Raw genomic sequence first — 13,272 nt, 5'->3', positions numbered from 1 at the left:
AGTTTACCTCTTATTTTACCATATTTTTTGAAAAATAGCAGAGCTTTATTACTAGTAAGTATCTAAAAAGGGCCCAAACGGTGTCAGGCTCCTCTAGTGTTATTTTCTATCTTTTAAATACTCCAAACTTTCCTTAGTCCACTTTGGAAGATTGTTAGCCAGTGGTTTAAAGCCGATTTTGTAACGACTATTGGAAAAACGATGACGGTGAGGAAAATGGTGATTTTCCTCCTCCAAGGTTCGCAAGGAAAGACTAGCTTTCTGAGTAAATTCATCCAAATCCACCACCTGAACAAGAACCTCTTGACCGATGGTCAAAACATTGTAGATGTTGTCAATATACCCTGTCTTGATTTCAGAAATATGAATCAGACCTGTTGTTCCATTTTCAAGGGCGACAAAGGCACCGTAAGGCTTGATGCCTGTAATCGTCCCAGTGATTTTGTCGCCAATTTTCATTAGTCTGCCACCTCAATGGTCTCGATGATTACATCCTCAACTGGCTTGTCTTGAGCACCTGTTTCAACTGCGGCAATCTCATCCAGAACTTTGTAAGAAGCTTCATCCATCAATTGACCAAATACCGTATGACGGCGATCCAAGTGAGGAGTCCCACCTTTTGCAGCATATAATTCAGCAATTGGTGCTGGCCAGCCACCACGCTCCAATTCCTTTTGAGCGTAAGGAATCTTACTGTTTTGGACAATGAAAAACTGACTACCATTGGTGTTTGGACCAGCATTGGCCATTGACAACGCACCACGAACATTGTAGAGTTCTTCTGAAAATTCATCTTCAAAACTATCGCCATAGATAGATTGACCACCCATACCTGTGCCCGTTGGGTCACCGCCCTGAATCATAAAGTCTTGAATAATGCGGTGGAAAATAATACCATCGTAATAACCATCTTTAGCAAGTGCAACAAAGTTTGCGACTGTTTTTGGGGCATGGTCGGGGAAGAGTTTAATCTTCATATCACCGTGATTTGTTTTTATAGTTGCAACTGGTCCTTCTACTAAAGACGTGTCAACTTGTGGAAAGTTTAACTGTTTTTCTACCAAACCTAATTCCTCCAAGGCAAATAAAATGCCATCTTCTTCTACTTTTTTTGTAATAAAATCTGCTTTTTTATGCAGTTCTGGGTGTGAAATTCCCATGGCAACTGCTAACCCTGCATAATCAAAGAGTTCCATGTCATTGAGTTCATCCCCAAAAACAAGGATATTTTCTGGTTTCAAACCTTCTAATTCTGCAACATGTGCTACACCTGACGCTTTTGATGTTCCATTACGAACTACATCAGAGGAGTGAGGATGCCAAGCCACCATGCGAATTTCTTCAGCTAATTCCTCTGGCAGAACAAGATCAGCGTTGTTTTCAGCGAAACTCCACATATGATAAACATCATTGGTCAAGTGAAAATCGGGATCTACATCGCAGACACCATATACAGGAATCATAGCATCATCAATCAACTTAGTTCTAGCTGAAACAACTGGCTTGTCCTTACCAGCAAAGCCATATTCAATACCTACTGATTTGGCCCAAGCTACATATTTTTGAGTGATTTCGCGTGGAATGGGCTTTTTGTACAGAACCTCACCTTTTTTGTCTAGTACTCGAGCACCGTTTATCGTAACAAAAACATCTGGATTTAAGGCACGAATTTCTGGGACAACACCATAAATGGCACGACCTGATGCAATTCCAGTCATTATTCCCTTGGCCTTTAGTTGCTCAAAAACATAGGTGATTGAAGCAGGCATGTAACCACTTGCTTTGATACGTAAGGTATCGTCAATATCAAAAAAGACAGCCTTGATTTTCTTTGCTTTATATTTTGTTTTTGCGTCCATATATCTTTTCGAGAAACTCTAAAAACACTTTAGTGTCGGCTTCTCCCCTCCATTAGTCTAGAAACACTTTTTTATTATACCATTTATTCATCGTCTTGTGCGACTAAATGATGTTTAAAGGCATAAACAACTGCCTGAGTCCGGTCATCAACTTCTAATTTCGACAAAATATTTGAAACATGGGTTTTAACAGTTTTCAAGGAAATGAAGAGTTCATCAGCAATAGTCTGATTGTCATAACCCTTGGCTAACAAAGCTAAAATATCTCGCTCACGTGCTGTTAAATCTTCATGCAAATCAGGTTTGGCATCGTGAGCCTTGATTTTCTTATCAACCTCAGTTTCGATTGCCAATTCACCCTTAGCTACCTTGCGAATAGCATTAAGTATTTCAGCCGCACTGGAAGTTTTCAGCATATATCCCTTGGCCCCCGCAGCAATAACAGGATAGATTTTTTCATTGTCCAGATACGAAGTTAGAACAAGGATTTTAGCCTCTGGCCAATCTTTGAGAAGCTCTAAAGTTGCTTCAACACCATTCATCTCTGGCATGACTAAGTCCATCACAACAACATCAGGACGCAACTCAAGTGCCATGTCAATGCCAGTTCTGCCATTACTAGCCTCTCCGACAACTTCAACATCTGGCTGAAGGTTCAAAAAACTCTTCAGACCAAGACGAACCATTTCATGATCATCAACCAAAATGATACTTGTTTTTGTCATTTTTGCTCCTCTTCTACTTCCACATCATCATCCATTTCTTTTTGAACCAACGGCAATCGGATATCCATGCTGACGCCTTTTCCAGGCTGGCTGAGTAACTTAATAGTTCCTGCCATGTCGTCCACACGGTCTTCGATATTGTTTAAACCATAACTCAAGTCATGTGTTGTATCCATGTCAAAACCACGACCGTTATCCACCATTTTTAGCTGAATCTCCGTTTCACTCTGGTTAAGGTAAACTTCCAAGCGACTAGCTTGAGCATGTTTAAGCGTATTACTTATAAATTCTTGAGCAATTCGGAAAAGATTATCTTCCATTGCTTTGGGCAATTTCCCTATGTTTTTTTGATAGACGACTTCAATATCACTCTTATCGGTCAATTCTTTAAGAATCATATCAAATCCCTCAGATAGAGTTCGATTTTCCAATTCAGTTGGGCGCAAATGCAGCAATAAAATCCGCAAATCTTTTTGAGCGTTTTGCAACAGCTCTTCAACTGCTTTTAATTGCGTTTGCAATTGCTCGGTTTCTAGATGCTCCACATTCATGGAAACTCCCGACAAAATCATGGAAGAAGCGAAAAGTTCTTGACTGACCGTATCATGTAAATCTCGAGCAATACGTTTACGTTCCTGTTTAACAATTTCCTGTCCCTTCAAAATACGAGCATTTTCTGTATTTTGAAGACTGGTCGTCAGATGGCTCATTTTCTTTGAAAGACGCAGGAGGTTCAGGTTGATTTCACTGTCTTCATCAAGTTTCAGAGGTTGATTATTTAAAATTCTTCGTAGGTTTTGGTTAATGCTGCGCTTACTGTTATCATCTAGGATAACCCACAAAAGAAGTAGCAAAATTGTAACCGCAAAAATCAGAAAAATGATTGAAAAAAGAAACTGCTCGAAAGTCCAAAAATCTGTTATCAATTTGGCAAAATCCAGACCCAGGCTATCCACAGTCACAAAGACAATGGCCAAAATGATGACACTCGAATAAAGCAGCAAGAGTCCATAATGATATTTCTTCATTGTCTTACCACCTCTACATCTCCGGCAACGGTGTTAATAACAACCTTAACAGATTTAATAGCCTTGCGATCTTCCTGTCGCCACAACTTAATTGATTCATTGCGCAAATCATAAGGTTCACAATCAAAATAAGTGACCGTTCCATAAATGGTTGACACATCCAACTTGACGGCCACATCAACTGGTACTAAGATTTTGGTTGGTCCTAAAACCTTACGGATAACGATGAGATTATCCTTTCCAGTCACAATAACATTGGTCAAATCAAAAGTATCACTGCCACTAACCCTGACAATATTGACATCATCAAAAGCATAAAAATCGCTCTCATAATTAGCAGCACCAATCCATTGATTTCGACTAGGACGTACTTCAAAATCATCTTCTCTGAAACGAATAAGAGCATAACGATTTTTCTTTTTCACCTGTGAAAAGTGATTGATAACTACATAAACAACACCTAAGACAGCCGCTGCGATAATGTATGGATTAAGCATAAAGATTAAGAACAGCAGCAAAAGACTGACGGTCAGTAAAAAATTATTCCGCGTGTCCTGATTATAAAAACGCAGTGCTATCAAAATGAGAACTAAAATTAAAATAAAGCTCGATAGATCATTGGCTAAAATAGTCATCATGCCTAAAGCTAGCAAAATGCATTCAACCAATAAGAAAAATTGAAATTTTCGCATGTTCTCTCCTCATCACATACTTTCTGCCATTTTACCAAAAATATGAACAGATTTCATCTCTGCGATAGCAAAATATACGAAAGCCTGAGTAGATAGATAAAAAAGTGATTACAACTCTCAAACAGAGAATCTGTAATCACTTTTGTCCTTCTTTAAGAATGATGTCGCTTAACCAAATGCAGCCTTTCAATGTGTTTTTCGTACTAGCCAACTTAATTGCAAATACATCGAACATCTTAGTAAGTTGCACAAAATTGTGATCAAAACTTGTGATGTAAGCTCTATAACATAGCTAACAAAGTCATCAAAACTAAACCGGTAGGCTACCCTAACCGTTACAGACAAATCAGTTGTTTTAATCTTAATGCTTTTCAAAACTGATACTCTTTAAACATCAATGTGCAGCTCGTCTTATCAGGCAAGCATTCCATTGACAATAGTTTAAAAATAGGGAGGAAAAATTTTTGAAAAATGGTAAAAATTAGAAAATAAACACGCCTAATTGTGATATAAGATTATTTTTTAGGAGAAAGTTTGCGACGTTTTTTAAATTTTCTAAAAATCAAAAGAATAATCAGTATGAGCAGCAGCACTGCAGCACAAATTACCCCAAGCAAGTAATAATTTGTCTTAGCATTAGCCACTTCTTTTGCCATTTCTTCTGGAACATAAGGAACACGATGCCCCCGAACCAATAAGCGATGGCTATTGACCATATAAGGCGTACAAGTGACAAGCGTTATGTAATCTTGACCTTTAACAATTTGCAGGCTACTCACATCACTTGGTTTTACAACTTTTATTTTATCTACCTCATAAGCGTGAACTTCATTATCGCCAAGTTCAATATAAAATCTATCCTTTTTCTTTAATTTGGGTAAATCAGTAAATAGTTTTGCTTCTGTTAGACCTCGGTGACCAGAGATAACAGAATGAGTAGAATCCCCACCTATCGGAAAAGATGTCCCCTCAAGGTAAGTAGCCCCTTTAGCAAGGAAAGTTTCGGTTGTCTGATCGAAAATTGGTAACCTAACCTTGATCTTCGGAATTGAAATGACACCAATAACATGATCTTCGTAAATGATTTTTGTTTCATCTACTTTTTTGGCCTCTTCAGAAAAAGGATCAAATCCTGGAGAAATATTCTGATAAGCTAACTGCTTGTTTTTTTCCTCCATTTCTGACAATCTCTTTTGAAATTCATCTTTACTTTTTTGGTTCGCCTCTTTCTGATAGTGGCTGATAATCTGTTGATTGATTATATCATTCAGAAAATTTCTGACAAATGGATAAGAGAGTACAGCAACCCCACAAATCAGAACTGTCAACATCATAAAATCCAACAGCCTACGCCTGATTTGTTTTTTTGGCTTTGCCATACTCTCACCCTTTTTCTTAATTTAGTTTCTTATGCTTCTTTACGACGTGATACAAAGTATGCACCTGCAAGAGCAACCATTACAATACCCAGACCTACAAAGAGAACGATTCCCTTACCACCTGTTGAAGGAAGGAATCCTTTAGGTGTATTAGCAACGTTATGTGCAGTTGCAGTTGTAGTCTTATATGAATCAAATGCAACAGTGAACGCAATACGTTTAGACAATTTCACGTAGTCTGTTGGTGCTTTCGTTTCTTCAAGATAGTAAGTACCATAAGTCAAACCTTTGATGTCAACGATACCATCAGCTCCAGTTGTGAATTTAGTTGCAGCATCATAGCTATCTACCCATGAAATTTCTTTTGATTTAGCATCAATCTTCAAGTATTTACCATCAGAAGCAGCATCACGTACAACGAACTCTGCATTTGCAAGTGGTTTGTTTGTGCTAACGTCAGTCTTGATGAAACGGTAGCCACCAGTATAAACTTCTTTTTCGTTACCTGGTGTTGTCACAACGTCATTGAAATCATTTGTCTTACGACCATACTCAACAGTTACTTGGTTGACATTTTTTTCGTCCATTACTGCTTGCGCATTCAATTTCATTGTGTAAGTGAATTCAAGAGTCTTACCACCATGTTCAGCAAGTTTGTTAATACCTGCTTGAGTCAATTTCACTTTGAAGGTAGCTTTTCCTTCAGCTGGAGCAGGTTCTCCAACTACGATAGTATAGTCAGCTGTTTCTCCCTCAGAAAGAACAACTGATGTTCCAGCAACTTTCAATTCATGTTCACCGTTTTTATCGAAAGCTAATGTTGTATCATGAATATCGACTAAACCAAAAGTGTTGTAGTGTGGAGTTTTGCCATCAACTTCTTTAATGCCAATATTAGCAGGGATTAGTGTTGACAATTTGAACCCAATTTCCTTACCAACATTATAGTTGTTATGTCCAGCAGTATCTGTATTTGGAGTTGTAATATCTTTTACTGGAGTGATTGTTTCGGTTGTATTTTTTGGATACAAGTGAATATCTGTCAACTCTTTATCAGTGTAAGAACCATCAGAATTCAACTCATAAACTGGGAAGCTAAGTACCAAGTTCTTTTCAGCAGCAGTAATACCAGTTTTAGGTTGTTCTACAAAGACGTAGACTGCATCTTTACCACCAGATTTCTTAGGTAACGTAAATGTTGCAGCTCCGCCATTTTCAGTTACTTTAGTAGCCAAAGGTTTTGCACTTGAAACAACTGAAGGTTTGTGACCCGCAGTTCCTTGAACATAAGCACGAGCTGCATCATCAGCTTTTTGAGCAGTTGTTGATTTGTAAACTTCGTTGTACTTAGTATGGTATGCAGCAGTCACATCATAGACATCAAATGTGATACCATCTAAGAAATCAGAAGCAGTAAGACCTGATAACTCTTTACCAGTGTTAACAATAGGTCCAGTTTGATTTTTCAATTTGTGGATTGTAACAGTTGGATCTGGATCTGCTGAAACAGCAGAAACAGCTGGAACAAACAAATTGCTAAAAATGCTTACTAAGAGAGTAGCAAGTAACGCAAAAGCTTTAAACTTTTTCATTCGAAAGTCTCCTTAATTTTCTTTTTTTCTCCTAATCATCATAAGTGATGAAGCTAAAATAAACAACCCTACCAATGCTATAGATGTTTCAACCACCCCTGTTTTAGGGAGATTGACTTTCGGCTTTTCGGTATTATAAATCGTCAAAGCTGGTCCATCTTTGTAGCTGTTAGCACGAATAGTAAAGGTAGTTGGCTTGTCGTTTAGGACATAGCCAGAAGGTGCTTGTATCTCACAAACGAGATACTCGCCATATCTCAATCCCTTTATCTCAAAGTTTCCTTTTGCATCAGAAGTTAACTGGACAACTCCAGCTGCGTCAGTCTCAACTTTTTCGAACTGATAATGCCCATCCTTATGGGTAAGAACCGCATTATCTTCAGGTTTTTTGATAACAAATTTTGCATTAGCTAACGGGGTATTTCCACCACTAGCTCCTAGTTTGATGAACCTAAAGCCACCAGTGATGACTTCTTCCTTGTCAACTAGCGGGGTTAGATTGCCAGGATAGAGAGTGGCAGTATTAACCAAAGGCTGATCGATACTAGCACTATCCTTGATGACCATGTTATAGGTCACTTCAATCTTTTTCCCAGCAAAGCGCGCCAACTGGGCTACATCAAACGATACTCTAAATTGATTCTCCGATGGGGTAACAGTTTTAATGAGTTCTGACTGTTTTTTACCATCGACAAGAATCGCTAAACTCTCAGGAATAAAGTTCAATCCTTGATCATAGACATCTTCTATCTCATAGGTCACTAGACTTACTATATCTTGAGGAATAACTGTAGATAATCTATAAGGTATTGGTGCCCCAAGATTATAACTGTCTTGTTTATCATCAATAGATTTATCAAATGTAAAGGTGCCGTGTGACTTGGGATATAAAGAGACAAATTCTTTCTCATTTCCTTGCTCATCTACAATCGGAAGCACCACCACTAGCGGCTCCATGGGGGTCACTGCGACTGGTGTTACCATTTCTTTAATCAAGTAAACTGCCGCCTGCTGGTTACTTGTTTTAGCAACTGTGAAGGAGGCCTTCCCAAGATTATCCGTCTCTGCTTTCGCTAACGACTTCCCCTTAATATCTGTCGACTTACTCAGTTTTTCTTGCGCAGCTTGCCGAGATAATTTGTCATTAGTGACAAAGTCGTAGAAAGTATCTGTCACATCAAGAACTTCTAATTCAGCTCCCTCAACAGGAGTCCCAGATTTAAATTGTGTGTCACTTGGTTGATAAATGAGACGATTTACCTCCAGTGTGACCTTATCTTGTTCGTCAGCGAATACTTTATTAGCGTGTGAACCTAAACCAGCAAAACCAGTTGTCACTATTGCTAATACCAAAAACCACTTGAGAGCTTTTCTTTTCAAAAGGAAGAACAGCGTAGCAAACAGAATCATACCAGCACCAATTGTGATATACTGCAAAATTCCATTTCCACCAGTTATTGGTAGGATTGATTTCCGCTTATTATAAACTTTTAAATTTCCTTTATAGATGTTGCCATCCGCAGTTGAAAATTCAAATGGACTTGCATCGGTTTCACCGTCAGATTTGACGTAGCTTACTTTGATACCATCTGTTTTTGATGTTACAACCTTAAAATAGCCTTTCAAGGCAATGAACCCATCTGCAGCTTTCGTCTCAACCAAATAATAAGTTTTGTCAGCTTTAATCAAGTCACTACCAAAGACAATTTTACCCTCTGAGTTCGTTTTCAGAGTAGTCATTTCATCTGAGAAAGTTGTTCCATTCAAATTGGAATAAAGCTTAAACTCAACTTCTCCAATAGGTCTATTAAACGTCGAACTCAACTTCTCTAAGACTAGTTCAAAGTCACGTGGCGAATTTTTGGCAGTAGTTGCTTCAAACAAATAATTTTGATTACTTGAATCAATTGTCAACCCAGCATGATAAGCGACTTCAAAACCTTCCTCTTTTGGATAATATTGCTGATCACTCTTATAACCTGTCGGAGCTTTCTTTTCTTCCCAACGATAGGTACCAGCTTCTAAGTTAGGAATACTGATTTTTCCTTCAGAATTTGTAGTAAATTCTGATTTTCCGTCATAAGTGACCTCTACCCACTGATTACCGTCTTTTCGCTGTAAAGCAAATACAGCATCTTTTAGCCCCTCGTTAGTATCTGAAGCTTTTTTCTCCAAAGTTACTTGATAGAGACGCGTATTTTTTTGACTAGCCGTATAGGCATACTTATTATCCGCAGTTGGAACAAACACTCCTGTCAATGTTCCTTTTGAACTATAACCTGTTGGAACAGAAACTTCCTTCCAAGTCAAGTTCGGTGCATCTGGGAAATATTTAACAATCAATTTTCCAGCATCCCCAGCTTGCTCAGCAACATGTCCATCTTGCCCCAACAAATAGGACTTTCCAGTCAAGAACTGCTTAGCATCTGTTTTAACTTCTGTCCACTCAAAACCTGTAGTGTCAGCATTTACTTTCAAATAATACTGCTTAGCATTTTCTGTTTTTGAAATAATAAACGGCACATCATTCAAAGGCTGCTTCGTATCACTATCTGTTTTGGTCAGTTCCAGCTGATACAATTTTTTATTAGTTGCAGTTACTGTAATAAGATTATTCGATTGTTGAGAGATAGCGTAATTAACCTCGAATCCTGAAACATTTGGCCAATAAACCTGACCCAGTTGGTATCCTTCTGCGGCTGCAACCTCCTTCCAACGGTAAGTACCTTCTGTTAATTGCGAAAGCTTAAGAGAACCGTTATCTCCGACAACACCTTGATACGATTGATGTGGAGTGGTAGAAAGTTGCGTGACAGTATCACCTGTCCGAGGATTATAAAATCCTTGTGTCTGCCACTCACCTGCGGCATCAAGCTTTTCAAGTTCAAAAACTGCCCCTGAAACAACATTACCTTCTTGATCTTCTTTTTTCAGTTCAGCGTTGTAGTACGAGATAGGTAATTGAACCATCTGAACAGCCTGATTATTCAATTGTCCTCCTGTCGAGCCAGAGAATCCCCAATAAACAGTGTTATTGAGATTTGAGACACCAAATACTTTTTCAAGAGAATAATCACCTGTTCCTATTGGTACGTCATATGAGATTACCCCCGTACCATCTTTTGAACTATCATCACTATACGCAATATTACGTGCCCCCTCATGACCTTGTTTATAAATTGTATAGTTTAGTTTACCTGTATTAGTATCAATATTAGGTGTCCAGGTCACCTCTAAACGGTGCCATTTACCATCTGCTAGACTAGTTGTTGGCCAATTTGGAACACTCCAACTAGTAGGATTTGTTTTATCTGCTACCTCACCATTCCAACCAAGACTAAGTTTAATTTTATGTTTATTAGTCTTCGTATCATTATAATTAGCCCGGTTATCTTTGAAATCATTCAATAAATTTATAGCAATGTGACCGTATTGTGTATTGGCATGGTTTTCATTGTATATGATAGACGTTAAATCGTTATCGGAGTGTTGTGTTGTGTCGTTATCGTTATAAAAAGTATCAAACTCTAAAGTGATTCCGTTTTCTACACCCCTCCAAAAATCAACCATGTTATTTTTATCACTACTTACATTGGCACTGAAGTTTGAACCATACACCCCTAGACCATTCCCTAGGGCACCATAAGCATTAATGCCTGTATTTCCTAAACTACCCGATGCCAACTTAGTACCAGCCAGCATATCAGACGGTTGTTTTAAGTCATTATGCATTGTGAAGGTGATACCATCTGCACCACCAAGTCCATGAAAGTTTTTGTTATTTTGTGTTCTGTTTCCAAGATAAACATAAGCGACCATGTGGAAGGGCTCATTGAGCTTAATTTTATTCTCTTCCAAGCTCCACATTACCCCAGATTGCCACCTAGCATCCCGCGTGATAACAGCTACTGAAGAGTCGTCTTTGGTGACATAAGAGCGATTCGTAGCTAACTTGGCAGTCTGATCAGGAAACTGAGATACTGAACCAGTATCAGTATAAATTAACTTCGGATAATTAAACATATCCGCCATATTTACCGTATTAGGAATCGCTGGAGGATCTGGCAATGTCGTTGCTACATTATTGTAATCCTTAGTAGGCCACTCACGTAAGGTCTGATTAGGAAAATCATTAAACGGGTCGTATGCGAAAACTTCTAGCGGAGCTATGGCGATTACCACAATAGCCACCACTATTGCCGCAACCAATTTCCTTAATAATTTCATAAACTTTTCTCTTTCATTATTCCAAACCGTTGCAAAGACTAGCCTTGCAGAAAAACAGTTTTACGAGCAACGCAATCGGTTGCATAATTATATTAGCACTTTTTATGTTATCATGCAAACCATCTCAAATGACTCCCCCCCCCCCCGATAAATCCTATTACATCGGTCTTTTTGTCCATTTTTAAACAAGATAAACACTTAATTGTCAGAAAAATAAGAGAAATTGTTACCGGTATCATTTTTGGATTTAAAAAAAAGATTATGCATCAACAACGAAAACGCTTCCCTGTCTTTGGTGCAAATCTATCACCGCTTGAACACTAAAACACCCCTCCCAGTAATCACTGAGAAGGGTTATTTGTCATTACTGACTTAATCTTCCACTAATGTTATATCTGCTCCAAGCTCTCTTAGTTTTTCAATGATATTAGAGTAACCTCGCAGAATAAATTCAATATTTGTAATTTCTGTAGTACCTTGCGCCATTAAACCAGCAATGACAAGTGCCGCTCCTGCACGCAAATCTGTTGCCTTAACAGGCGCCCCAGACAATTGATTTGGCCCTTGATAGACAATTCGACCACCTAAAACAGAAATGTTTGCCCCCATTCGTGCTAATTCTGGCACATGGTTGATACGTTTTTCATAGATGGTATCACTGATATTCCCTTGCCCCTGTGCCATCAACAAGAGTGGAGTAATCGGTTGCTGTAAGTCTGTTGCAAATCCAGGATATGGAGATGTCTTAACAGAAACAGCTTTCAGCTTCCCTTGCTCTTCAACGAAGACTGCATCTTCTTCAACTGTCATACGAACACCCATTTCCTCTAACTTGGAAATGTAAGACTCTAAATGTTCATAAAGAACATTAGTCACACGAATCCCTTTTCCGATAGCAGCCGCCATAGCGATATAAGTTCCCGCTTCAATACGATCCGGAATGACTTGGTGACGTGTTCCATGAAGTTTTTCTACACCTTCAATCGTAATCACATTGGTTCCTGCTCCACGAATATGCGCTCCCATGTTATTAAGCAGTGTAGCAACATCAATAATTTCTGGTTCACGCGCAGCATTTTCAATGATGGTACGCCCCTTCGCCTTTGTAGCAGCAATCATGGTATTGATTGTCGCCCCAACGCTGACCGTATCCATGTAGATGTGTGCCCCATGTAAAGGTTGCCCAGCCGTTGCGATACGCATCATTTCACCCTCGTAAGAGATAGTCGCTCCCATTGCTTCAAAGGCTTTAAGGTGAAGATCAATTGGTCGTGGACCTAAATCACAGCCTCCTGGCAGGCCAACAACTGCTTGTCCGAAACGACCAAGTAAACTACCATAAAAGTAATAAGAAGCACGAAGACTGTTGATTTTACCATAAGGCATAGGCATATCTTTAACACCGCGAGGATCGATTTCAAGTGTCTCCCCATCACGTTTGATACTTGCTCCCATAGTTGCCATAATATCAATTAAGCTGTCCACATCTGATATAGCAGGGACACCATCCAAAACAACGAGATCATCCGCTAAGATGATGGCAGGAATGAGGGCCACAACACTATTTTTAGCCCCTGAAACAGCAACTTCGCCGGTCAGAGGCTTGCCACCATTAATGATAATTTTTCGCATACTTTCAAAACTTTCTTATTACTAGAATTCAACCTTATCATTTTACCATATCTCAAGTTTTTTGACAAATATCAGAGACAAGGCTACTTTGTGAACAACATCAACAAAAAAACTCTCTGCTGGCAATTACGATTTCAG

At 38.8% G+C, this 13,272-nt stretch carries 9 protein-coding genes; all 9 read right to left on the bottom strand.

Annotation, left to right across the window (positions count from 1 at the left end; translation table 11 throughout):
- Positions 1–99 precede the first annotated feature (99 nt).
- A complete protein-coding gene (locus ABZ559_RS01730) occupies positions 100–459 on the bottom strand; it encodes a S1 RNA-binding domain-containing protein (protein WP_018375717.1) in 360 nt (119 codons plus the stop codon).
- Positions 459–1,859 carry a Cof-type HAD-IIB family hydrolase gene (locus ABZ559_RS01725; RefSeq protein ID WP_367007054.1) on the bottom strand — a complete coding sequence of 467 codons (1,401 nt, stop codon included), beginning with the start codon at positions 1,857–1,859 and terminating at the stop codon, positions 459–461. The genes ABZ559_RS01730 and ABZ559_RS01725 overlap by 1 nt, the downstream gene beginning before the upstream one ends.
- Positions 1,860–1,942: 83 nt before the next feature.
- Positions 1,943–2,584 (bottom strand): response regulator transcription factor, encoded by a 642-nt coding sequence (locus tag ABZ559_RS01720; RefSeq protein WP_367007053.1) that lies wholly within the window; start codon positions 2,582–2,584, stop codon positions 1,943–1,945.
- Positions 2,581–3,612 carry a sensor histidine kinase gene (locus tag ABZ559_RS01715; protein WP_277290555.1) on the bottom strand — a complete coding sequence of 344 codons (1,032 nt, stop codon included), beginning with the start codon at positions 3,610–3,612 and terminating at the stop codon, positions 2,581–2,583. Before ABZ559_RS01715 ends, ABZ559_RS01720 begins: the two co-directional genes overlap by 4 nt.
- Positions 3,609–4,304, bottom strand: a complete 696-nt coding sequence (gene liaF, locus ABZ559_RS01710) for a cell wall-active antibiotics response protein LiaF (RefSeq protein WP_018375721.1) — start codon at positions 4,302–4,304, stop codon at positions 3,609–3,611. Before liaF ends, ABZ559_RS01715 begins: the two co-directional genes overlap by 4 nt.
- A 515-nt stretch (positions 4,305–4,819) precedes the next feature.
- Positions 4,820–5,683 (bottom strand): class C sortase, encoded by an 864-nt coding sequence (locus ABZ559_RS01705; RefSeq protein ID WP_277290556.1) that lies wholly within the window; start codon positions 5,681–5,683, stop codon positions 4,820–4,822.
- A gap of 29 nt (positions 5,684–5,712) precedes the next feature.
- Positions 5,713–7,275, bottom strand: coding sequence for a SpaH/EbpB family LPXTG-anchored major pilin (locus ABZ559_RS01700; RefSeq protein ID WP_367007051.1), 1,563 nt, complete (start codon positions 7,273–7,275; stop codon positions 5,713–5,715).
- Between the two features lie 12 nt (positions 7,276–7,287).
- Positions 7,288–11,502, bottom strand: a complete 4,215-nt coding sequence (locus ABZ559_RS01695; protein WP_367007050.1) for a SpaH/EbpB family LPXTG-anchored major pilin — start codon at positions 11,500–11,502, stop codon at positions 7,288–7,290.
- 372 nt (positions 11,503–11,874) lie between these two features.
- Positions 11,875–13,134, bottom strand: coding sequence for a UDP-N-acetylglucosamine 1-carboxyvinyltransferase (locus ABZ559_RS01690; RefSeq protein ID WP_273413444.1), 1,260 nt, complete (start codon positions 13,132–13,134; stop codon positions 11,875–11,877).
- Positions 13,135–13,272 lie beyond the last annotated feature (138 nt).

Origin of the sequence: Streptococcus sp. ZY19097 (assembly GCF_040731245.1) — a bacterium.
GTDB classification, from domain to species: Bacteria; Bacillota; Bacilli; order Lactobacillales; family Streptococcaceae; genus Streptococcus; species Streptococcus orisratti.
This window is presented reverse-complemented; position numbering and strand designations above follow the sequence as displayed.

Coding starts and splice junctions, on each gene's coding strand:
- ABZ559_RS01730 (WP_018375717.1), bottom strand. CDS start 459: ATGAAAATTGGCGACAAAATCACTGGGACGATTACAGGCATCAAGCCT.
- ABZ559_RS01725 (WP_367007054.1), bottom strand. CDS start 1,859: ATGGACGCAAAAACAAAATATAAAGCAAAGAAAATCAAGGCTGTCTTT.
- ABZ559_RS01720 (WP_367007053.1), bottom strand. CDS start 2,584: ATGACAAAAACAAGTATCATTTTGGTTGATGATCATGAAATGGTTCGT.
- ABZ559_RS01715 (WP_277290555.1), bottom strand. CDS start 3,612: ATGAAGAAATATCATTATGGACTCTTGCTGCTTTATTCGAGTGTCATC.
- liaF (WP_018375721.1), bottom strand. CDS start 4,304: ATGCGAAAATTTCAATTTTTCTTATTGGTTGAATGCATTTTGCTAGCT.
- ABZ559_RS01705 (WP_277290556.1), bottom strand. CDS start 5,683: ATGGCAAAGCCAAAAAAACAAATCAGGCGTAGGCTGTTGGATTTTATG.
- ABZ559_RS01700 (WP_367007051.1), bottom strand. CDS start 7,275: ATGAAAAAGTTTAAAGCTTTTGCGTTACTTGCTACTCTCTTAGTAAGC.
- ABZ559_RS01695 (WP_367007050.1), bottom strand. CDS start 11,502: ATGAAATTATTAAGGAAATTGGTTGCGGCAATAGTGGTGGCTATTGTG.
- ABZ559_RS01690 (WP_273413444.1), bottom strand. CDS start 13,134: ATGCGAAAAATTATCATTAATGGTGGCAAGCCTCTGACCGGCGAAGTT.